The sequence below is a fragment of the Pseudomonas sp. GW823-FHT03E05 genome (genome assembly GCF_058796855.1).
Genome location: NZ_JBXAJB010000001.1, coordinates 230,420 through 251,857, shown reverse-complemented (window position 1 = coordinate 251,857; position 21,438 = coordinate 230,420). Strand labels below are relative to the sequence as shown.

Annotated in this window: 19 protein-coding genes; 16 read left to right on the top strand and 3 right to left on the bottom strand. The window is 60.8% G+C overall.

What is annotated here, in order from left to right; genetic code table 11:
• Positions 1-98 precede the first annotated feature (98 nt).
• Positions 99-317, top strand: coding sequence for a translation initiation factor IF-1 (gene infA / locus AC1RCO_RS01055; protein WP_002553999.1), 219 nt, complete (start codon positions 99-101; stop codon positions 315-317).
• A 127-nt stretch (positions 318-444) separates the two neighbouring features.
• On the opposite strand, the gene clpA is transcribed toward infA, so the two are convergent.
• Positions 445-2,715 (bottom strand): ATP-dependent Clp protease ATP-binding subunit ClpA, encoded by a 2,271-nt coding sequence (clpA, locus tag AC1RCO_RS01050; RefSeq protein ID WP_492617235.1) that lies wholly within the window; start codon positions 2,713-2,715, stop codon positions 445-447.
• 29 nt (positions 2,716-2,744) lie between these two features.
• Positions 2,745-3,107: an ATP-dependent Clp protease adapter ClpS gene (gene clpS / locus AC1RCO_RS01045; RefSeq protein WP_011062173.1), complete on the bottom strand. Its 363-nt coding sequence runs from the start codon at positions 3,105-3,107 to the stop codon at positions 2,745-2,747.
• Between the two features lie 218 nt (positions 3,108-3,325).
• Between clpS and cspD the strand changes: the two genes are divergently transcribed.
• Positions 3,326-3,589: a cold shock domain-containing protein CspD gene (gene cspD / locus AC1RCO_RS01040; RefSeq protein ID WP_019092905.1), complete on the top strand. Its 264-nt coding sequence runs from the start codon at positions 3,326-3,328 to the stop codon at positions 3,587-3,589.
• A 79-nt stretch (positions 3,590-3,668) separates the two neighbouring features.
• Here cspD and icd read toward each other — a convergent pair whose 3' ends face one another.
• Positions 3,669-4,925 carry an NADP-dependent isocitrate dehydrogenase gene (gene icd, locus AC1RCO_RS01035; RefSeq protein WP_011062175.1) on the bottom strand — a complete coding sequence of 419 codons (1,257 nt, stop codon included), beginning with the start codon at positions 4,923-4,925 and terminating at the stop codon, positions 3,669-3,671.
• Between the two features lie 504 nt (positions 4,926-5,429).
• Here icd and AC1RCO_RS01030 point away from each other — a divergent pair.
• From AC1RCO_RS01030 to nuoF, 14 genes are all read left to right on the top strand, one after another.
• Positions 5,430-7,655, top strand: a complete 2,226-nt coding sequence (locus AC1RCO_RS01030; RefSeq protein ID WP_370059372.1) for an NADP-dependent isocitrate dehydrogenase — start codon at positions 5,430-5,432, stop codon at positions 7,653-7,655.
• 147 nt (positions 7,656-7,802) lie between these two features.
• Positions 7,803-8,249 (top strand): NUDIX hydrolase, encoded by a 447-nt coding sequence (locus AC1RCO_RS01025; protein ID WP_053152686.1) that lies wholly within the window; start codon positions 7,803-7,805, stop codon positions 8,247-8,249.
• A 71-nt stretch (positions 8,250-8,320) separates the two neighbouring features.
• On the top strand, positions 8,321-9,454 hold the full coding sequence (gene mnmA / locus AC1RCO_RS01020) for a tRNA 2-thiouridine(34) synthase MnmA (protein WP_047287898.1): 1,134 nt from the start codon (positions 8,321-8,323) through the stop codon (positions 9,452-9,454).
• A complete protein-coding gene (gene hflD / locus AC1RCO_RS01015; protein ID WP_011062179.1) occupies positions 9,451-10,074 on the top strand; it encodes a high frequency lysogenization protein HflD in 624 nt (207 codons plus the stop codon). Before mnmA ends, hflD begins: the two co-directional genes overlap by 4 nt.
• A 119-nt stretch (positions 10,075-10,193) precedes the next feature.
• Positions 10,194-11,564: an adenylosuccinate lyase gene (purB, locus tag AC1RCO_RS01010; RefSeq protein WP_492617234.1), complete on the top strand. Its 1,371-nt coding sequence runs from the start codon at positions 10,194-10,196 to the stop codon at positions 11,562-11,564.
• Positions 11,565-11,647: 83 nt separating this feature from the next.
• Positions 11,648-12,814, top strand: a complete 1,167-nt coding sequence (locus AC1RCO_RS01005) for a ribosomal protein uL16 3-hydroxylase (RefSeq protein WP_015636294.1) — start codon at positions 11,648-11,650, stop codon at positions 12,812-12,814.
• Positions 12,807-13,229 (top strand): GNAT family N-acetyltransferase, encoded by a 423-nt coding sequence (locus AC1RCO_RS01000; RefSeq protein ID WP_011062182.1) that lies wholly within the window; start codon positions 12,807-12,809, stop codon positions 13,227-13,229. The genes AC1RCO_RS01005 and AC1RCO_RS01000 overlap by 8 nt, the downstream gene beginning before the upstream one ends.
• Positions 13,230-13,407: 178 nt before the next feature.
• Positions 13,408-14,163: a secretin N-terminal domain-containing protein gene (locus tag AC1RCO_RS00995; protein WP_011062183.1), complete on the top strand. Its 756-nt coding sequence runs from the start codon at positions 13,408-13,410 to the stop codon at positions 14,161-14,163.
• 515 nt (positions 14,164-14,678) lie between these two features.
• Complete coding sequence (gene aceA / locus AC1RCO_RS00990; protein ID WP_011062184.1) at positions 14,679-16,004, top strand: isocitrate lyase; 1,326 nt, start codon at positions 14,679-14,681, stop codon at positions 16,002-16,004.
• A 601-nt stretch (positions 16,005-16,605) separates the two neighbouring features.
• On the top strand, positions 16,606-17,019 hold the full coding sequence (locus AC1RCO_RS00985) for an NADH-quinone oxidoreductase subunit A (RefSeq protein WP_011062185.1): 414 nt from the start codon (positions 16,606-16,608) through the stop codon (positions 17,017-17,019).
• Between the two features lie 10 nt (positions 17,020-17,029).
• Complete coding sequence (locus tag AC1RCO_RS00980; protein WP_011062186.1) at positions 17,030-17,704, top strand: NuoB/complex I 20 kDa subunit family protein; 675 nt, start codon at positions 17,030-17,032, stop codon at positions 17,702-17,704.
• 70 nt (positions 17,705-17,774) lie between these two features.
• Complete coding sequence (nuoC, locus tag AC1RCO_RS00975; protein ID WP_492584113.1) at positions 17,775-19,556, top strand: NADH-quinone oxidoreductase subunit C/D; 1,782 nt, start codon at positions 17,775-17,777, stop codon at positions 19,554-19,556.
• A 2-nt stretch (positions 19,557-19,558) separates the two neighbouring features.
• Positions 19,559-20,056: an NADH-quinone oxidoreductase subunit NuoE gene (nuoE, locus tag AC1RCO_RS00970; RefSeq protein WP_011062188.1), complete on the top strand. Its 498-nt coding sequence runs from the start codon at positions 19,559-19,561 to the stop codon at positions 20,054-20,056.
• The gene (gene nuoF / locus AC1RCO_RS00965) at positions 20,053-21,408 is read left to right on the top strand and encodes an NADH-quinone oxidoreductase subunit NuoF (RefSeq protein WP_011062189.1); all 1,356 of its coding nucleotides are present in this window, start codon (positions 20,053-20,055) and stop codon (positions 21,406-21,408) included. The genes nuoE and nuoF overlap by 4 nt, the downstream gene beginning before the upstream one ends.
• Positions 21,409-21,438 lie beyond the last annotated feature (30 nt).

Here is a 21,438-nt window from a genome sequence, read left to right as displayed (position 1 = left end):
GGTCTTGGCTTAAACCCCACTTTTCGGGCACAATGCACGCCGCTTTTGCCTGGCGCAGTTGCACCGGGCCATTCATTGGACACCGAGGGCTTTACTGCATGTCGAAAGAAGACAGCTTCGAAATGGAAGGCACTGTCGTCGACACCCTGCCCAACACCATGTTTCGTGTGGAGTTGGAAAATGGGCACGTCGTAACCGCGCATATTTCCGGCAAGATGCGCAAGAACTACATTCGTATTCTTACCGGTGACAAAGTGCGCGTCGAGCTGACGCCCTATGACTTGAGCAAAGGGCGCATCACTTACCGCGCTCGCTAAGCAAGTCAATACAAGACGCCCGGTTATGCCGGGCGTTTTTGTTCGTCTGCAAAAAAACGTTTCAAACGCCAGATAGCACAAAGGCACCTCCCGGTGCCTTTGGCTGTACTGCTGTGTTATGCGGCGATCAAGCCATTTCCGCCGTGGTCTCGAAATCGAAGGTCAGCTCGCCATCCTTGATGTCGATGTGGACCACACCGCCATGGTCGGACAACTCGCCAAACAGGATCTCCTCGGCCAGGGGACGCTTGATCTTGTCCTGGATCAAGCGCGCCATCGGACGGGCGCCCATGGTCACGTCGTAACCACCGGCGGCCAGCCAGCTGCGGGCGGCATCGGTCACTTCCAGCTGCACGCGCTTGTCTTCCAGCTGCGCCTGAAGCTCGGTAAGGAACTTGTCCACCACGCTCTTGATCACTTCGTGGCTCAGGCGACCGAACTGGATAATGGTATCCAGACGGTTGCGGAACTCCGGCGTGAAGCTCTTCTTGATCACTTCCATGGCATCGGAAGAGTGATCCTGATGCGTGAAGCCGATGGAGGCTCGCGCCGCGGTTTCAGCACCGGCGTTGGTGGTCATGATGACGATCACATTGCGGAAATCCGCCTTGCGCCCGTTGTTGTCGGTCAGGGTCCCGTGGTCCATCACCTGCAGCAGCAGGTTGAAGACTTCCGGGTGGGCCTTCTCGATTTCATCGAGCAGCAATACGCAATGCGGCTGCTTGGTGATGGCCTCGGTCAGCAAGCCACCCTGGTCGAAACCGACATAGCCGGGAGGCGCACCAATCAAGCGCGAGACGGTGTGCCGCTCCATGTACTCGGACATGTCGAAGCGTACCAGCTCGATCCCCATGGCCTTGGCCAACTGCCGCGCCGCTTCGGTCTTGCCGACACCGGTAGGACCGGCGAACAGGAAGGAACCGACCGGTTTGTCCGGCGATTTCAGGCCTGCACGGGACAGCTTGATCGCGGTGGACAGCGAATCGATCGCCGCATCCTGGCCAAACACCGTCAGCTTGAGATCGCGTTCAAGATTGCGCAGCATCTCTTTATCGGAACTGGTGACGTGTTTTGGTGGAATCCGCGCGATTTTCGCCACGATGTCTTCGACCTGGGCCACTTCGATGCGCTTCACGCGCTTCTCCGCCGGCTGCAGGCGCTGATAGGCACCTGCCTCGTCGATGACGTCGATGGCCTTGTCCGGCATATGCCGGTCATTGATATAGCGCGAGGCCAATTCTGCAGCGGCACGCAGGGCTTCATCACTGTATTCGATACTGTGATGCTGCTCGAAACGCCCCTTGAGGCCGCGCAGGATGCCAATGGTGTCTTCAACCGAGGGCTCGGACACATCGACTTTCTGGAAGCGCCGCGCCAAGGCCCGGTCCTTCTCGAAAATGCCACGGAACTCCTGGAAGGTAGTCGAGCCGATGCAACGGATATCACCCGAGGACAGCAGCGGCTTGAGCAGGTTCGAGGCGTCCATCACCCCACCGGAGGCCGCACCGGCACCGATGATGGTGTGGATTTCGTCGATGAACAGGATCGCCTGAGGGCGTTTTTTCAGTTCGCCCAGCAGCGCCTTGAAGCGCTTCTCGAAATCGCCGCGGTATTTGGTACCGGCCAGTAACGCCCCGAGATCCAGCGAGTAGACGACGCTGTTGACCAGCAGGTCCGGCACTTGATTGTCGACGATGCGCTTGGCCAGGCCCTCGGCAATCGCGGTCTTGCCCACGCCTGCCTCACCCACCAGCAGCGGGTTGTTCTTGCGCCGGCGCGCCAGGATCTGCGCTACGCGCTCGACTTCCTGCTCGCGTCCTACCAACGGATCAATGCGGCCCTGACGGGCCAACTCATTGAGGTTGCTGGCATAGGCATCCAGAGGATTGCCCGAAGAAGACGACTCACCACCCTCTTCGTCCTGCATATCCTGTTCACCTTCAGAATGATCGCCATGCCCGGGCACCTTGGAGATGCCATGGGCGATGTAGTTGACCACGTCGATACGGGCAACGCTCTGCTGTTTCAGCAGGAACACCGCCTGGCTCTCTTGCTCACTGAAGATTGCCACCAGCACATTGGCACCGGTGACTTCACGCTTGCCCGAGCTCTGTACGTGAAAGACAGCACGTTGCAATACACGCTGGAAACCCAGGGTTGGCTGAGTTTCGCGATCCTCGTCGTGCACGGGAATCAGCGGCGTTGTGGAGTCGATGAACTCCTGCAGGTCGTGCTTGAGTTTGTCGAGGTTTGCTCCGCAGGCACGTAAAACGGTGGCGGCGGCCTCATTATCCAAAAGAGCCAACAAGAGATGCTCGACGGTCATGAACTCATGACGCTTCGAACGGGCCTCCTTGAAGGCGAGATTGAGGGTGACTTCGAGCTCGCGGTTTAACATAGCTTCACCTCATACCCAAGTGGTCGGCGTTAACCGTCCTTCTCGATTTCACAGAGTAGCGGATGCTGGCTTTCCCGGGCGTACTGGTTGACCTGCATGGCCTTGGTCTCGGCGATGTCGCGGGTAAACAATCCACACACTGCCCGCCCTTCGGTATGGACGGCCAGCATGACCTTGGTCGCCAGCTCGCGATTCAGGTTAAAAAACATCTCGAGCACTTCGACGACGAAATCCATCGGCGTGTAGTCATCGTTGAACAAAACCACCTTGTACATCGGCGGCGCCTGGAGAGCAGGCTTAGCCTCCTGTACTGCCAAGCCAGCGGAATCGTCGTCGTGCAAGTCCGGGCGATCCTGATTGAATGTTAGTCGAATCTGGCTGATTGCATGCATGGAAAGAAAGGTTCGTCAGTTGTGCAAATACAGTGGTGGGGGCGCCCTGGAAGGATTTCAACTCCGACCGCCGGGTCAACTTGACTATCGGCAAAACGGTGTTACAACCAATAGGGCCCACATTGGGTAATAAACGTCCGCGGCGTCAACCTTTTTACCAAGCTTGGCGGCGGATGAACTGGATGATACTCCAGTGATGGAGTCTGTTGCAGAGGGATATGAGTATGGCTAGCGGTAAGGTCAAGTGGTTCAACAACGCCAAGGGTTATGGCTTTATTAATGAGGAGGGCAAGACTGACGATCTGTTTGCCCATTACTCGGCCATCGATATGGATGGCTACAAGACCTTGAAAGCCGGACAGGCTGTGAGCTTCGAGATCATCCAAGGGCCCAAGGGCCTGCATGCGATCAAAATCAGCGCGTTGAAGGTGCCCGGCGAAATCGTCACCGCCGAGGCCCAGCCCGAAAGCGCCCTGAGCTGATCCAACCAACATCCAGTCATAAAAAAACCGGCCGACTCAAGGGATTGAGTCGGCCGGTTTGCTTTGGGCGCCGTACAGCTTACATGTGCGAGATCAGCGCATCGCCGAAGGCCGAGGAAGACAGCAGGGTTGCACCGTCCATCAGGCGTTCGAAGTCATAGGTCACGGTCTTGGCCGAGATTGCGCCATTGGTGCCCTTGATGATCAGGTCGGCCGCTTCGGTCCAGCCCATGTGGCGCAACATCATCTCTGCGGAGAGGATCAGCGAACCCGGGTTGACCTGGTCCTTGCCGGCATACTTGGGCGCGGTACCGTGGGTGGCTTCGAACATGGCCACGGTATCGGACAGGTTGGCGCCTGGCGCAATGCCGATGCCGCCCACTTCCGCCGCCAGGGCGTCGGACAGGTAGTCACCGTTGAGGTTGAGGGTCGCGATCACATCGTATTCGGCCGGGCGCAGCAGGATCTGCTGGAGCATGGCGTCGGCGATGGCATCCTTGACGATGACGTTCTTGCCGGTTTTCGGGTTCTTGAACTGCATCCAGGGACCGCCGTCCAGCAGGGTCGCGCCGAACTCTTCGGCCGCCACTTCGTAGGCCCATTCCTTGAAGGCACCTTCGGTGAACTTCATGATGTTGCCTTTGTGCACGATGGTCAGCGAGTCGCGGTCGTTATCCACTACATATTGCAGCGCCTTGCGCGCCAGACGCTTGGTGCCCTGCAGGGAAACCGGCTTGACGCCGATGCCGCAGTTTTCGTCGAAACGGATCTTGGTGACACCCATTTCCTCCTTGAGGAACTTGATGACCTTGGTGGCTTCTGCCGAGCCGGCTTTCCACTCGATGCCGGCGTAAATGTCTTCGGAGTTTTCACGGAAGATGGTCATGTCCACGTCACCCGGCTTCTTCACCGGGCTGGGCACGCCTTCGAACCAGCGCACAGGGCGCAGGCATACATAAAGATCGAGTTGCTGACGCAGGGCCACGTTCAGGGAACGGATGCCACCACCGACCGGAGTGGTCAGCGGGCCCTTGATGGAAACCACGTAATCCTTCACTGCGTCCAGGGTTTCCTGAGGAAGCCAGGTGTCCTGGTCGTACACTTGAGTCGCTTTTTCCCCGGCATACACTTCCATCCAGGAAATCTTGCGTTCGCCGCCGTAAGCCTTCTTAACCGCAGCATCGACAACCTTGATCATGACCGGGCTGATATCAACACCAATACCGTCGCCTTCGATGAAAGGAATAATCGGGTTGTTAGGAACATTGAGAGAATGGTCTGCGTTGACGGTGATTTTGTCGCCGACTGCTGGAACCTGAATCTTCTTGTATCCCATGCTGAACTCCGTTGTGTGGATTGAACATCTGGCTGCGTTCGAGCGTACCCCAGTTGAATCTGGACGGGAACCTCATGTTCCACCCATATGCCGTGAAAGCTGCACAGTTCGCGGCCTACAAGCCTGAAAGCAAAGGGAAAAGTGCCAAAATAAAGCACCCCGAGCGACTCTACGCCTGCACCCTGCCTGCGACCTTTAGACCAATGGACGAGAACGGGCGCCTATGAAGCATCGGCGTTTTGCTAGCTACCTATGTATAATGCCGCCGCTGACCACAGAGTCACGACGGCCGAACGCTCTGCTACCGACAAAACAAGCCGAGAATGGCCGCCCAAAGCCGGGTTGTTACCGCAGCCCACCCGCTTGACGCTCGACTGATGCACCCAACATCACCGCGAAGAAACCTCGACATTCGGCTCATGGATGACCTTTGAACGAAAGCGCTTACCCGGCGCACCTCGAGTTTCTGCGCACGCTTTAGCAAAGAAGAGAGTTAATCCGAATATGCCCACCCGCTCGAAGATCATCTACACCTTCACCGACGAAGCCCCGGCCCTCGCCACCTATTCCCTGCTGCCTATCGTAGAAGCCTTCACCGCTTCGGCTGATATCGCCGTGGAAACCCGCGACATCTCCCTGGCCGGCCGCATCCTCGCCAGCTTCCCTGAGCAGTTGGGTACCAAAGCGGTGCCGGACCACCTTGCCGAACTGGGCGAGCTGGCGGTCACCCCAGAAGCCAACATCATCAAGCTGCCGAACATCAGCGCCTCGGTCCCGCAACTGCAAGCCGCGATCAAAGAGCTGCAGGCCCAGGGCTATGCGCTGCCGGACTACCCAGAAACCGTGACCTGCGACGCCGACAAAGACGCCAAGGCGCGTTACGACAAGGTCAAGGGCAGCGCCGTGAACCCGGTCCTGCGTGAAGGCAACTCCGACCGCCGCGCTCCGCTGTCGGTGAAGAACTATGCGCGCAAGCACCCGCACAAGATGGGCGCCTGGGCCAAGGACTCCAAGTCCCACGTTGCCCACATGAGCAACGGCGACTTCTACGGCAGCGAAAAAGCGGCCCTGATCGAAGCAGCCGACAGCGTCAAGATCGAACTGATCGCCCAGGACGGCACTGCCACCGTCCTGAAGGAAAAGACCGCCGTGCAAGCCGGCGAGATCCTCGACTGCGCCGTAATGAGCAAAAAGGCCCTGCGCGCCTTCATCGCCGCTGAAATCGAAGACGCCAAGAAGCAAGGCGTACTGCTCTCGGTACACCTCAAGGCCACCATGATGAAGGTCTCCGACCCGATCATGTTCGGCCAGATCGTTGCCGAGTTCTATCAGGACGCCCTGAGCAAGCACGCCACCGTGCTGCAGGAAATCGGCTTCAACCTGAACAACGGCATCGGCGACCTGTACGCCCGCATCAAGGCCCTGCCGGCCGACCAGCAAGCTGCGATCGAAGCCGACATCCAGGCCGTCTACGCTGCTCGCCCTGCCCTGGCCATGGTCAACTCCGACAAAGGCATCACCAACCTGCACGTGCCGAGCGACGTGATCGTCGACGCCTCGATGCCTGCCATGATCCGTGACTCCGGCAAGATGTGGGGCACCGACGGCCAGCTGCACGACACCAAGGCCGTGATCCCGGACCGTTGCTACGCCACCATCTACCAGGCCGTGATCGAAGACTGCAAAGCCAATGGCGCGTTCGATCCGACCACCATGGGCAGCGTGCCGAACGTTGGCCTGATGGCGAAAAAAGCCGAAGAATACGGTTCCCACGACAAGACTTTCGAAATCAAGGCTGACGGCGTGGTTCGCGTCACCGACAGCAAAGGCAGCCTGCTGCTGGAGCAGAAAGTCGAAGCCGGCGACATCTTCCGCATGTGCCAGACCAAAGACGCGCCGATCCAGGACTGGGTCAAACTGGCCGTCAACCGTGCTCGTGCCAGCAGCACCCCGGCCATTTTCTGGCTGGACCCGATGCGGGCCCACGACGGCGTGATGATCGAGAAAGTTCAGACCTACCTGAAGGATCACGACACCAGCGACCTGGACATCCGCATCATGTCCCCGGTCGAAGCCATGAAGTTCACCCTGTCCCGCACCCGCGACGGCAAGGACACCATCTCGGTGACCGGCAACGTACTGCGCGACTACCTGACCGACCTGTTCCCGATCATGGAACTGGGCACCAGCGCCAAGATGCTGTCGATCGTGCCGCTGATGAACGGTGGCGGCCTGTTCGAAACCGGCGCCGGCGGCTCGGCTCCCAAACACGTACAGCAGCTGCTGGAAGAGAACTTCCTGCGCTGGGACTCCCTGGGTGAGTTCCTGGCCCTGGCCGCTTCCCTGGAGCACCTGGGCAACACCTACAACAACCCGAAAGCCCTGGTGCTGGCCAAGACCCTGGACCAGGCGACCGGCCAGTTCCTCGACAACAACAAGTCGCCCTCGCGCAAGGTCGGCAACATCGACAACCGCGGCAGCCACTTCTACCTGGCGCTGTACTGGGCTCAAGCCCTGGCCGCCCAGACCGAGGACGCTGCCCTGCAAGCGCAGTTCAGCACCCTGGCCAAGACCCTGACCGAGAACGAAGCGACCATCGTCGCCGAGCTCAACGCCGTACAGGGCAAGCCCGTGGACATCGGTGGCTACTACAGCGCCAACCCCGAGCTGGTGAGCCAGGCCATGCGCCCGAGCGCCACCCTCAACGCGGCCATCGCTGCGCTGGTGTAAGCACGAGCGAACACACAAACCCCGGCCCCGCGCCGGGGTTTGTGCTTCTGGAGTCCGCAGCAACCGGCCTGTCGGCGAAAAAGACAGCGCTCGCTTCGCCGGCAAGCCGGCTCCTACAATGCTCACCCTTTATAAAGGAGTGCCTTTATGGAATGGCAACCGCATATTACTGTCGCCACCATCGTCGAGGACCAGGGCAGCTTCCTGTTCGTCGAGGAATACCAGGGCGAACAAGCCGTGCTCAACCAGCCCGCCGGGCACCTGGACGCCAATGAAAGCCTGCTCCAGGCGGCCGTACGCGAAACCCTGGAGGAAACCGGCTGGGATGTGGAGTTGACCGGCGTAGTCGGCATCTACCTCTACACCGCCCCCAGCAACGGCGTGACCTACCAGCGCGTGTGCTTTGCCGCCAAGCCACTGCGCCATCATCCGGACTATCAGTTGGATGACGGCATCATCGGCCCGCGCTGGCTGAGCCGCGAGCAACTGCTGGAGCAACGGGCCAACTGGCGCAGCGAGCTGATCCTGCAGTGCCTGGACGATTACCTGGATGGCCAGTTGCACAGCCTGGCACTGATCCGACCAATGCTTTAACCGCAGTTTTAGCCTTGCAGGCCTCAGCCTGTTAGAATCGCGTCCTTTTTCAAGACACCCGTTGAATTCCTATGCGTGATCCAGCCCCTTCTGATAACCAAAAGAAGCGCGTCATTGTCGGCATGTCCGGCGGCGTGGATTCTTCCGTTTCCGCCCTCCTGCTGATGGAGCAGGGTTACCAGGTGGAAGGCCTGTTCATGAAGAACTGGGAGGAAGACGACGGAACCGAATACTGCACCGCCATGGACGACCTGGCCGACGCCCAGGCCGTGTGCGACAAGATTGGCATCAAGCTGCACACCGCCAACTTCGCCGCCGAATACTGGGACAACGTGTTCGAGCACTTCCTGGCCGAATACAAGGCCGGCCGCACGCCGAACCCGGATATCCTCTGCAACCGCGAAATCAAGTTCAAGGCCTTCCTCGACTACGCCATGATGCTCGGCGCCGACCTGATCGCCACCGGCCACTATGTGCGCCGCCGCGACATCGACGGCCGCACCGAACTGCTCAAGGGCCTGGACCCGAACAAGGACCAGAGCTACTTCCTCCACGCCGTTGGCGGCGAGCAGATCGCCAAGACCCTGTTCCCGGTAGGCGAGCTGGAAAAGCCCGAAGTGCGCGCCATTGCCGAAAAACACGACCTGGCCACGGCGAAGAAGAAAGACTCCACCGGCATCTGCTTTATCGGTGAGCGGCGCTTCAGCGACTTCCTCAAGCAATACCTGCCGGCCCAGCCCGGCGAGATCAAGACCACCGAAGGTGAAGTCATCGGCCGCCATCACGGCTTGATGTACCACACCATCGGCCAGCGTCAGGGCCTGGGCATCGGCGGCCTGAAAGACGCCGGCGAAGAGCCGTGGTACGTGCTGATCAAGGACCTGGAGCACAACGAGCTGATCGTGGGCCAGGGCAATGATCACCCCTGGCTGTTCTCCCGCGCCCTGCTGGCCTCCGACATCTATTGGGTCAACCCCGTCGACCTGAGCCAGCCGCGACGCCTGACCGCCAAGGTGCGCTACCGCCAGAGCGACCAGCCCTGCACCCTGGAAAAGACCGCCAACGGCTACCGCGCCACCTTCGACGACCCACAGCGCGCCGTCACTCCCGGCCAGTCCGTGGTGTTCTACGACGGCGAGATCTGCCTCGGTGGCGGCGTGATCGAAGTGGCCGAACCCTGGAGCAGCAAGGACGCCCGTCCATGAGCCCGATTCAGGAACAACTGACGGCGCTGGGCGGTGTATTCCTGGCCGCTGTGCTGGTGGACCGGATCGCCAAGACCGGCCAGGTCAGCGAAGCGGCCTTGAGCTGCATGCTCGGCAGCCTGCTGATCCGCGACCCGAAAGACACCCTGGAAGTCTACGGCGGCGACGACATCAACCTGCGCGAGGGTTACCGGGCCCTGATCGGCGCCCTGGAGCGCGACCCCAGCACCCTGCAGCGCGAACCGCTGCGCTACGCTTTGTCGATGCTCGGCCTGGAGCGCCAGCTGGCCAAGCGCGACGACCTGCTGGAGACCATCGGCAAACGCCTGCCGCAGATCCAGTCCCAGGTAGAACATTTCGGTCCAGCCCACGAAAACGTCATCGCCGCGTGCGGCGGGCTGTACCAGGACACCCTGAGCACCCTGCGCCAGCGCATTCAGGTGCACGGCGACATGCGCAACCTGCAGCAGCCCAGCAATGCCTCGAAGATCCGCGCCCTACTGCTGGCCGGCATCCGCTCGGCACGCCTGTGGCGACAGCTGGGCGGCCATCGCTGGCAACTGGTGATCAGCCGGCGCAAATTGCTCAAAGAGCTTTATCCGTTGATGCGCAGCAGCTGAGCTGCGCCTGATTTTTCAAGAGCTGCGCGTAAGACGCTGGTCAGTTGGCAACGGACCGGCGGATATTTTCATGTATGATACGCGCCCCATTTCGTTGCCCGACTGTCCGAGAACACCCCATGCAGCTCTCTTCGCTCACTGCGGTTTCCCCTGTTGACGGCCGCTACGCCGGCAAAACCCAGGCCCTGCGCCCCATTTTCAGCGAATACGGCCTGATCCGTGCTCGCGTTCTCGTTGAAGTGCGCTGGCTCCAGCGCCTGGCCGCCCACAGCGCCATCAGCGAAGTGCCGGCGTTCTCCGCCGAAGCCAACGCCGTGCTCAATGCCCTGGCAGAGAATTTCTCCCTGGAGCACGCCGAGCGCGTCAAAGAGATCGAGCGCACCACCAACCACGACGTCAAGGCCATCGAGTACCTGCTCAAGGAGCAAGCTGCCAAGTTGCCTGAACTGGCCAACGTCAGTGAATTCATCCATTTCGCCTGCACCAGCGAGGACATCAACAACCTGTCCCACGCCCTGATGCTGCGCGAAGGCCGTGATGAAGTGATGCTGCCGCTGATGCGCCAGACCGCCAACGCCATCCGCGAGCTGGCGATCCGTTTCGCCGAAGTGCCGATGCTCTCGCGCACCCACGGCCAGCCGGCCTCGCCGACCACCCTGGGCAAGGAGCTGGCCAACGTCGTTTACCGCCTGGAGCGCCAGATCACCCAGGTCGCCGCCGTGCCCCTGCTGGGCAAGATCAACGGCGCCGTAGGCAACTACAACGCCCACCTCTCGGCCTACCCGGACATCGACTGGGAAGCCAACGCCCGCGCCTTCATCGAAGACGAACTGGGCCTGGCCTTCAACCCCTACACCACGCAGATCGAGCCGCACGACTACATCGCCGAGCTGTTCGACGCCATTGCGCGCTTCAACACCATCCTGATCGACTTCGATCGCGATATCTGGGGCTACATCTCCCTGGGCTACTTCAAGCAGCGCACCATCGCCGGCGAAATCGGTTCCTCGACCATGCCGCACAAGGTCAACCCGATCGACTTCGAAAACTCCGAAGGCAACCTGGGCATCGCCAACGCCCTGTTCCAGCACCTGGCGAGCAAGCTGCCGATCTCCCGCTGGCAGCGCGACCTGACTGACTCCACCGTATTGCGCAACCTGGGCGTGGGCTTTGCTCACAGCGTGATTGCCTACGAGGCCAGCCTCAAGGGCATCAGCAAACTGGAGCTCAACGCCCAGAAAATCGCCGAAGACCTGGACGCCTGCTGGGAAGTCCTGGCCGAGCCGATCCAGACCGTGATGCGCCGCTACAACATCGAAAACCCCTACGAAAAGCTCAAGGAACTGACGCGCGGCAAGGGCATCAGCCCAGAAGCGCTGCAGACTTTCATCGACGGGCTGGACATGCCCGCCGCGGCCAAGGCCGAGCTGAAACAGCTCACCCCGGCCAGCTACATCGGTAATGCCGCAGCCCAGGCCAAGCGCATCTGACCGATTGCTCGACCTTTTGACGCCCGGCCGCGCCGGGCGTTTTTATTCCTGCTAGAAAAGTACACTTTTTCAATAGGTTACACATGAATCCTGATATTCCTCTTCAACTTCTGGGCGGCATCACTGCACGGGAATTTCTGCGTGACTACTGGCAGAAGAAACCCCTGCTGATCCGTCAGGCCCTGCCTGACTTCGAAAGCCCGATCGAACCTGACGAACTGGCCGGCCTGGCCCTGGAAGAAGAAGTCGAATCGCGCCTGGTGATCGAAAACGGCGAGCGCCCATGGGAACTGCGCCGCGGGCCCTTCGCCGAAGACGAGTTCAGCAAGCTGCCGGAACGCGACTGGACCCTGCTGGTCCAGGCCGTGGACCAGTTCGTCCCGGAAGTCGCCGAGTTGCTGGAGCACTTCCGCTTCCTGCCGAGCTGGCGCATCGATGACGTGATGATCAGCTTCGCTGCGCCTGGCGGCAACGTCGGTCCGCACTTCGACAACTACGACGTGTTCCTGCTGCAAGGCTTTGGTAAGCGCAACTGGAAGATCGGCCAGATGTGCGACTCCGAGAGCCCGCTGCTGCAGCACGCGGACCTGCGCATCCTCGCCGAGTTCGAAGAAACCGAAAGCTGGGTCCTGGAGCCCGGCGACATGCTCTATCTGCCACCGCGCCTGGCCCACTATGGCGTTGCGGTGAACGATTGCATGACCTATTCGGTCGGTTTCCGTGCCCCAAGCGCCGCCGAAGTCCTGACCCACTTCACCGATTTCCTCGGCCAGTTCCTGCCGGACGAAGACCGCTACACCGACGCCGACGTGCAGCCGGCCAGCGACCCGCACCAGATCCAGCAGGACGCCCTCGACCGGCTCAAGGGCCTGCTGGCCGAGCACATGAGCGACGAGCGCCTGCTGCTGACCTGGTTCGGCCAGTTCATGACCGAACCACGCTACCCGGAACTGGTGACCGGACCCGAACTGGAAGAAGAAGACCTGCTGGGCAGCCTGGAACAGGGCGCGATCCTGATCCGCAACCCGAGCGCGCGCCTGGCCTGGTCGGAAGTGGATGAAGACCTGCTACTGTTCGCCAGCGGCCAAAGCCGCCTGCTTCCCGGTAAGCTGCGCGAACTGCTGAAAATGATTTGCGCCGCCGATGCCTTGCATATCGACAACCTCGGCCAGTGGCTGGCGGATGACGATGGGCGCGGCCTGTTGTGTGAACTGGTCAAGCAAGGGAGCCTGGGGTTTGCCGATGAATAAGATTCACGTACGTGTCGCAGACTGGCAAAAGGACAACGCCGAGATCCGGCGCATCCGTGAAGCCGTATTCATTGCCGAGCAATCGGTGCCGCCCGAACTGGAGTGGGATGCCGACGACGACAGCGCCGTGCACTTCCTGGCCTTCGAGGGCGACTTCCCCATCGGCACCGCGCGCCTGCTGCCCGACGGCCATGTGGGCCGGGTTTCGGTGCTCAAGGACTGGCGCGGCCTGAAGGTTGGCGACGCGCTGATGCGCGCGGTGATCGATGAAGCCGAAAAGCGCGGCCTGAAGCAACAGATGCTCAGCGCCCAGGTCCAGGCCACGGCGTTCTATGAGCGCCTGGGCTTCTCCATCGTCAGCGAGGAGTTCCTCGAAGCGGGCATTCCCCACGTCGACATGGTTCGCGGCGCCTGACCGACACGCCGCTCGCGGCAACGGCCAGCCAAAACGCCCCGCCATCCCTCCTCCGGCAACTAAGCTGGAGACCGGGATGCCGGGGCGTTTTGCCGTGCGCGATTCAACTTGCCCCACCCAAAGCCGACAAAGTGTCAAACTCAAGGCTTTACGCCAGCTACTCGCGGAGATAACGGATATGTCCCTACGCACCCTGCTCACGACGCTGCTGCTGACCTTCAGCTGTTCGGTCATGGCCGCCACCGAGATCGTGCCCCTCAACAACCGCACCAGTGCCGACCTGCTGCCGGTGGCGCAGAACTTCCTCGGCAAGGACGGCAAGGTCAGCGCCTATGGCAACCAGCTGATCGTCAACGCCGAACCGGGCAAGATCGCCGAACTGCGAGCCTTTATCGCCCAACTGGACACCGCGGCCAAACGCCTGCTGATCACCGTCGACACCAACGAAAACAACCTTCAGGACAACCAGGGCTATTCGGTCAACGGCGTACCGCAGACGCGGATCATCAACCGCAGCACCGAGAGCCGCGACGGCGGTATCCAGCAGATCCAGGCCAGCGAAGGCGTGCCAGCGCTGATCCAGGTCGGCCAGAGCGTGCCGTTGACCACCACCCAGACCGACCCCTACGGGCGCCTGCAGAACCAGACCCAGTACCGCAACGTCACTCAGGGCTTCTATGTCACCGCCAGCGTTACCGGTGAAACCGTGCACCTGAGCATCAGCACCAACCGTGACCGCATGAGCCAGGAACGTCCCGATGTAGTGAACGTGCAAAGCACCGACACAACTGTCAGTGGGCGCCTGGGCGAATGGATCACCCTGGCCGGAGTCAATCGCCAGACCCAGGCCGACAAACAGGGCCCGGGCCGCAGCTACTCGACTCAAGGCCGGGACGACATGACCTTGCGGGTCAAGGTCGATGCCTTGGACTAAAGCACCAAAAACTGACTGATTAGTCGCATTAGACCAAAGATGTAGTGCCACAAAAAAAGCACTACAAAACATTTGACGAGCCAAAAAACCGCGGGCATGATGGCCTCGCTCCCGCTAATCAGGGGCCCTGGCAAGGGCCTTCGGATCGCCGCTCTAACCTACCCACCTGAGCCGATTCGTGTCTGTACCGCCCACAAGGTGTGTTTGACGAGATTGCGACTGGAACGAAGTTGTCCCGAGGGACGGAAGCGTAATTAGGTAGATCGGCAACACACTGATGGAACGCACCAAGGCCCACGACGCCGGCATGCGCCCCGCAGCTCGCCTTCACCTGCTCACTTTCCCCTCGAGCCCATCGTTCACCCGTCGCCATCCCCGCCAGACCCGACTTGACCGCCATAAGCTTCCTGGTCAGCGAGCAGCCTTTTACGCAGCGTTATGACGCGTGATCGGCGGAGCCGGAATTCTCCAACCAAGAACGACTTTTTACACAAGACGCGACGAGGTTTATCTCCATGGCACTGACACGCGAACAGCAAATTGCAGCCCTTGAAAAAGACTGGGCTGAAAACCCGCGCTGGAAAGGCGTGACTCGCACCTACTCCGCTGCCGACGTGGTCCGTCTGCGTGGCTCGGTTCAACCCGAGCACACCCTGGCACGCATGGGCGCCGAGAAGCTCTGGAACCTGGTCACCCAAGGTGCCAAGCCGTCCTTCCGTCCTGATAAAGATTTCGTCAACTGCATGGGCGCCCTGACCGGCGGCCAGGCTGTACAACAGGTTAAAGCCGGTATCCAGGCGATCTACCTGTCGGGCTGGCAAGTGGCTGCGGACAACAACTCCGCCGAATCCATGTACCCCGACCAGTCGCTGTACCCGGTGGACTCGGTTCCAACCGTGGTCAAGCGCATCAACAACTCGTTCCGTCGCGCCGACCAGATCCAGTGGAAAGCCGGCAAGAACCCGGGCGACGACGGCTACATCGACTACTTCGCACCGATCGTGGCCGACGCTGAAGCCGGTTTCGGCGGCGTACTGAACGCCTACGAGCTGATGAAGAGCATGATCGAAGCAGGCGCCGCCGGCGTTCACTTCGAAGACCAACTGGCTTCCGTTAAGAAGTGCGGCCACATGGGCGGCAAGGTACTGGTTCCAACCCAGGAAGCCGTACAGAAGCTGACCGCTGCCCGTCTGGCGGCCGACGTTGCCGGTGTACCGACCATCATCCTGGCCCGTACCGACGCCAACGCCGCTGACCTGCTGACTTCGGACTGCGACCCGTACGACCAGCCATTCGTGACTGGCACCCGCACCCAGGAAGGCTTCTACAAAGTGAAAGCCGGCCTGGACCAGGCAATCGCCCGCGGCCTGGCTTACGCTCCGTACGCCGACCTGATCTGGTGCGAAACCGCCAAGCCGGACCTGGACGAAGCCCGTCGCTTCGCCGAGGCGATCAAGAAGGAATACCCGGACCAGATCCTGTCGTACAACTGCTCGCCTTCCTTCAACTGGAAGAAGAACCTGGACGACGCGACCATCGCCAAGTTCCAGCGCGAACTGTCCGCCATGGGCTACAAGCACCAGTTCATCACCCTGGCCGGCATCCACAACATGTGGCACAGCATGTTCAACCTGGCGCACGACTACGCCCGCAACGACATGACCGCCTACGTGAAACTGCAAGAGCAAGAGTTCGCTGACGCCGCCAAGGGCTACACCTTCGTGGCTCACCAGCAGGAAGTGGGCACCGGCTACTTCGACGACATGACCACCGTGATCCAGGGTGGCTCGTCCTCGGTAACCGCGCTGACCGGCTCCACCGAAGAAGAACAGTTCCACTGATTTAGGCCTCACGGCTTGATCGAGCGGCCAATGCAGACCCGGTAAAAACAACTGCATTGCTGTACAGCTGACGCCCCGACTGGTTCGGGGCGTTTTTTTTGCCCCCCTCCTGTAGGAGCCGGCTTGCCGGCGAACCTCTACCCTGCGCGCCCTCCTCAAAAGCCTCGGCATGCCCGCCCCTGCAAAAAAGCTGGCCAAACATTGATCCAGGACGGTGTTAGCAAGGGCGAAAGAGGTTAAAAGGTGCGCCCCTGCTACTTGCAGTAACAGGGATATAACAAGCAACTTTCCCACACCCCGAAGGAAAGCAGATTAAAACAGCCTCCAAACAATATTGATTATCATTTAGCGGTTGTAACTTTCGTTACAGCAGCTACAAAACATAATTAACAAAACCTCCCCTAATGCCCGCAGGCCGCGGCTTACGGGGCTACCGGGGTGAGCTATGTCCTTATTACGATAAACAATTTCGCTTTAGAAATTTTACTTGCCCGGTGTTTAGCCATAAAATCAGCGCGATTGATTGCGCTGCGACATATCGTCACTGCTTTATTTCTTTATCAAGCTCAGAGACTCTTGCTCTCTGTTAAGGATTACCAGCATGCCCGAAGCGACAGGACTCATGGCCCACAACTGGGGCTTTGCCATTTTCCTTCTGGGCGTTGTCGGCCTTTGCGCCTTCATGCTCGGCGTCTCCAGCCTCCTCGGGTCAAAAGCCTGGGGCCGCAGCAAAAACGAACCGTTCGAGTCCGGCATGCTACCTACCGGTGGCGCCCGCTTGCGGCTCTCAGCCAAATTCTATCTGGTCGCGATGCTCTTCGTGATCTTCGATATCGAAGCCCTCTTTCTCTTTGCCTGGTCTGTGTCCGTCCGCGAAAGCGGCTGGACCGGATTCGTCGAAGCTCTCGTTTTCATAGCAATTCTGTTGGCAGGTCTTGTCTACCTTTGGCGGGTGGGGGCTCTTGACTGGGCTCCGGAAGGTCGTCGTAAGCGGCAGGCGAAGCTAAAACAATGAGGCTTTGGCGATGCAATACAATCTCACCCGGATCGACCCCGATGCTCCTAACGATCAGTACCCGATCGGCGAACGGGAAACCGTTTCCGATCCGTTAGAGGATCAGGTCCACAAAAACATCTTCATGGGCAAGCTGGAAGACGTGCTGAGCGGCGCGGTCAACTGGGGGCGTAAGAACTCCCTGTGGCCGTACAACTTCGGCCTGTCCTGCTGCTACGTGGAAATGACCACCGCCTTCACGGCGCCCCACGACATCGCGCGCTTTGGCGCCGAGGTTATCCGGGCATCGCCGCGTCAGGCGGACTTCATGGTTATCGCCGGGACCTGCTTCATCAAGATGGCGCCGATCATCCAGCGTCTCTATGAGCAAATGCTCGAGCCGAAATGGGTTATCTCCATGGGTTCGTGCGCCAACTCCGGCGGCATGTACGACATCTACTCGGTAGTCCAGGGGGTGGACAAGTTCCTGCCCGTGGACGTCTACGTACCTGGCTGCCCGCCCCGCCCCGAAGCGTTCCTGCAAGGCCTGATGCTCTTGCAGGAATCCATTGGCCAGGAGCGTCGCCCACTTTCCTGGGTCGTCGGCGACCAAGGCGTGTATCGCGCCGAGATGCCGTCGCAAAAGGAACAGCGCCGCGAACAGCGTATACAGGTCACCAACCTGCGCAGCCCTGACGAAGTCTGATCCAGTTCTGTTCTTACAAAGAAACGAACCTGGCTTCACTCTTTACGTTGACCGAAAGCGATAAAAAACCATGACTACAGGCAGTGCTCTGTACATCCCGCCTTATAAGGCTGACGACCAGGATGTGGTCGTCGAACTCAATAACCGTTTTGGCCCTGAGGCGTTCACCGCCCAAGCCACCCGCACCGGCATGCCGGTGCTGTGGGTTACGCGCTCCAAACTCGTTGAAATCCTGACTTTCCTGCGCAACCTGCCCAAGCCGTACGTCATGCTCTATGACCTGCACGGCGTGGACGAGCGCCTGCGCACCAAGCGCCAGGGTCTGCCAGGTGCCGACTTCAGCGTGTTCTACCACTTGCTGTCGATCGAACGTAACAGCGACGTGATGATCAAGGTGGCCCTGTCCGAAGGCGACCTCAGCCTGCCCACCGTGACCGGTATCTGGCCTAACGCCAACTGGTACGAGCGTGAAGTCTGGGACATGTTCGGCATCGACTTTGCCGGTCACCCTCACCTCTCGCGCATCATGATGCCGCCGACCTGGGAAGGTCACCCGCTACGCAAGGACTTCCCGGCCCGCGCCACCGAGTTCGACCCGTTCAGCCTTAACCTGGCCAAGCAGCAGCTGGAAGAAGAAGCCGCGCGCTTCCGTCCGGAAGACTGGGGCATGAAGCGTTCCGGTGCCAACGAGGACTACATGTTCCTCAACCTGGGCCCGAACCACCCTTCGGCCCACGGTGCCTTCCGCATCATCCTGCAGCTGGACGGTGAAGAGATCGTCGACTGCGTACCGGACATCGGCTACCACCACCGTGGTGCCGAGAAGATGGCCGAGCGTCAGTCCTGGCACAGCTTCATCCCTTACACTGACCGTATCGACTACCTCGGCGGGGTGATGAACAACCTGCCGTACGTGCTTTCGGTCGAGAAACTGGCCGGCATCAAGGTGCCGGAGAAGGTCGACGTCATCCGCATCATGATGGCCGAGTTCTTCCGGATCACCAGCCACCTGCTGTTCCTGGGTACCTACATCCAGGACGTCGGCGCCATGACCCCGGTGTTCTTCACCTTCACCGACCGTCAGCGCGCCTACACCGTGATCGAAGCCATCACCGGCTTCCGCCTGCACCCGGCCTGGTACCGCATCGGCGGCGTCGCCCACGACCTGCCGCGTGGCTGGGAGAAGCTGGTCAAGGACTTCGTCGAATGGCTGCCCAAGCGCCTCGACGAATACACCAAGGCTGCCCTGCAGAACAGCATCCTGAAGGGCCGGACTATCGGCGTTGCCGCCTACAACACCAAGGAAGCCCTGGAGTGGGGCGTCACCGGTGCCGGCCTGCGCTCCACCGGTTGCGATTTCGACCTGCGCAAGGCCCGTCCGTACTCCGGCTACGAGAACTTCGAGTTCGAAGTCCCGCTGGCCGCCAACGGCGACGCCTATGACCGCTGCATGGTTCGCGTCGAGGAAATGCGCCAGAGCATCAAGATCATCGACCAGTGCCTGCGCAACATGCCGGAAGGCCCGTACAAGGCGGATCACCCGCTGACCACGCCGCCACCCAAAGAGCGCACCCTGCAGCACATCGAAACCTTGATCACGCACTTCCTGCAAGTTTCGTGGGGCCCGGTGATGCCGGCCAACGAATCCTTCCAGATGATCGAAGCGACCAAGGGCATCAACAGTTATTACCTGACGAGCGATGGCGGCACCATGAGCTACCGCACCCGGATCCGTACTCCAAGCTTCGCCCACCTGCAGCAGATCCCTTCGGTGATCCGCGGCAGCATGGTCGCGGACTTGATCGCGTACCTGGGTAGTATCGACTTCGTTATGGCCGACGTGGACCGCTAAGCATGAACAGCACGCTTATCCAGACAGACCGTTTCGCCCTGAGCGAAACCGAGCGCTCGGCCATCGAGCACGAGATGCATCACTACGAGGACCCGCGCGCGGCGTCCATCGAAGCCCTGAAGATCGTCCAGAAGGAACGTGGCTGGGTGCCTGACGGCGCCGTCTACGCCATCGGCGAGATCCTCGGCATTCCTGCCAGCGACGTTGAAGGCGTGGCGACGTTCTACAGCCAGATCTTCCGCCAGCCAGTGGGCCGCCACATCATTCGCGTCTGCGACAGCATGGTCTGCTACATCGGCGGCCACGAGTCCGTGGTCAGCCAGATCCAGAGCGAGCTGGGCATCGGCCTCGGCCAGACCACCGCCGACGGCCGCTTCACCCTGCTGCCGGTGTGCTGCCTGGGCAACTGCGACAAGGCACCGGCGCTGATGATCGACGACGACACTTTCGGCGACGTGCAGCCTGCTGGCGTGGCCAAACTGTTGGAGGGCTACGTATGACCCTGACCTCTTTCGGTCCTGCGAACCGCATTGCGCGCACCGCAGAAACCCATCCCCTGACCTGGCGCCTGCGCGACGACGGCGAGCCGGTCTGGTTCGACGAGTACCAGGCCAAGAACGGTTACGCGGCGGCCCGCAAGGCCTTCGCCGACCTGTCCCAGGACGACATCGTGCAGACCGTCAAGGATGCCGGCCTCAAGGGTCGCGGCGGTGCGGGCTTCCCCACCGGTGTGAAGTGGGGCCTGATGCCCAAAGACGAATCCATGAACATCCGCTACCTGCTGTGCAACGCGGACGAAATGGAGCCCAACACCTGGAAAGACCGCATGCTGATGGAGCAACTGCCCCATCTGCTGATCGAAGGCATGCTGATCAGTGCTCGCGCACTCAAGACCTACCGCGGCTACATCTTTCTGCGGGGCGAGTACACCACCGCCGCCAAGCACCTGCGTCGTGCCGTGGAAGAAGCCAAGGCCGCAGGCCTTCTGGGCAAGAACATCCTGGGCAGCGGCTTCGATTTCGAGCTGTTCGTCCACACCGGCGCCGGGCGTTACATCTGCGGTGAAGAAACCGCACTGATCAACTCCCTGGAAGGCCGTCGCGCCAACCCGCGCTCCAAGCCGCCCTTCCCTGCCGCCGTGGGCGTGTGGGGCAAGCCGACCTGCGTGAACAACGTCGAGACCCTGTGCAACGTGCCGGCGATCATCGGCGACGGCGTGGAATGGTACAAATCCCTGGCCCGCGAAGGCAGCGAAGACCACGGCACCAAGCTGATGGGCTTCTCCGGCAAAGTGAAGAACCCCGGCCTGTGGGAGCTACCCTTCGGCGTGACCGCGCGCGAGCTGTTCGAAGACTACGCCGGCGGCATGCGCGACGGCTTCAAGCTCAAATGCTGGCAGCCAGGCGGCGCCGGTACCGGCTTCCTGTTGCCCGAGCACCTGGACGCCCAGATGTATGCCGGCGGCATCGCCAAAGTGGGCACCCGCATGGGTACCGGCCTGGCCATGGCGGTGGACGACAGCATCAACATGGTGTCCCTGCTGCGCAACATGGAGCAGTTCTTCGCCCGCGAGTCCTGCGGCTTCTGCACACCGTGCCGCGACGGCCTGCCCTGGAGCGTCAAGCTGCTGATGGCCCTGGAAAAAGGCCAGGGCCAGCAAGGGGACATCGAGACCCTGCTGGGCCTGGTGGGTTTCCTCGGCCCGGGCAAGACCTTCTGTGCTCACGCACCGGGTGCCGTGGAGCCTTTGGGCAGCGCCATCAAGTATTTCCGTCCAGAGTTCGAAGCCGGCATCGCGCCCACCAGCGCCGCCGTCCCGCCTCTGGCCCGACCGATCGTAGTCGGCGCGTAACGCTTAAATGAGGGCGCCGGGCCCGTGCCC

Bases quoted from the DNA above. Each gene is read 5' to 3' on its own strand.
- infA (WP_002553999.1), top strand. From the start codon at position 99: ATGTCGAAAGAAGACAGCTTCGAAATGGAAGGCACTGTCGTCGACACC.
- clpA (WP_492617235.1), bottom strand. From the start codon at position 2,715: ATGTTAAACCGCGAGCTCGAAGTCACCCTCAATCTCGCCTTCAAGGAG.
- clpS (WP_011062173.1), bottom strand. From the start codon at position 3,107: ATGCATGCAATCAGCCAGATTCGACTAACATTCAATCAGGATCGCCCG.
- cspD (WP_019092905.1), top strand. From the start codon at position 3,326: ATGAGTATGGCTAGCGGTAAGGTCAAGTGGTTCAACAACGCCAAGGGT.
- icd (WP_011062175.1), bottom strand. From the start codon at position 4,925: ATGGGATACAAGAAGATTCAGGTTCCAGCAGTCGGCGACAAAATCACC.
- AC1RCO_RS01030 (WP_370059372.1), top strand. From the start codon at position 5,430: ATGCCCACCCGCTCGAAGATCATCTACACCTTCACCGACGAAGCCCCG.
- AC1RCO_RS01025 (WP_053152686.1), top strand. From the start codon at position 7,803: ATGGAATGGCAACCGCATATTACTGTCGCCACCATCGTCGAGGACCAG.
- mnmA (WP_047287898.1), top strand. From the start codon at position 8,321: ATGCGTGATCCAGCCCCTTCTGATAACCAAAAGAAGCGCGTCATTGTC.
- hflD (WP_011062179.1), top strand. From the start codon at position 9,451: ATGAGCCCGATTCAGGAACAACTGACGGCGCTGGGCGGTGTATTCCTG.
- purB (WP_492617234.1), top strand. From the start codon at position 10,194: ATGCAGCTCTCTTCGCTCACTGCGGTTTCCCCTGTTGACGGCCGCTAC.
- AC1RCO_RS01005 (WP_015636294.1), top strand. From the start codon at position 11,648: ATGAATCCTGATATTCCTCTTCAACTTCTGGGCGGCATCACTGCACGG.
- AC1RCO_RS01000 (WP_011062182.1), top strand. From the start codon at position 12,807: ATGAATAAGATTCACGTACGTGTCGCAGACTGGCAAAAGGACAACGCC.
- AC1RCO_RS00995 (WP_011062183.1), top strand. From the start codon at position 13,408: ATGTCCCTACGCACCCTGCTCACGACGCTGCTGCTGACCTTCAGCTGT.
- aceA (WP_011062184.1), top strand. From the start codon at position 14,679: ATGGCACTGACACGCGAACAGCAAATTGCAGCCCTTGAAAAAGACTGG.
- AC1RCO_RS00985 (WP_011062185.1), top strand. From the start codon at position 16,606: ATGCCCGAAGCGACAGGACTCATGGCCCACAACTGGGGCTTTGCCATT.
- AC1RCO_RS00980 (WP_011062186.1), top strand. From the start codon at position 17,030: ATGCAATACAATCTCACCCGGATCGACCCCGATGCTCCTAACGATCAG.
- nuoC (WP_492584113.1), top strand. From the start codon at position 17,775: ATGACTACAGGCAGTGCTCTGTACATCCCGCCTTATAAGGCTGACGAC.
- nuoE (WP_011062188.1), top strand. From the start codon at position 19,559: ATGAACAGCACGCTTATCCAGACAGACCGTTTCGCCCTGAGCGAAACC.
- nuoF (WP_011062189.1), top strand. From the start codon at position 20,053: ATGACCCTGACCTCTTTCGGTCCTGCGAACCGCATTGCGCGCACCGCA.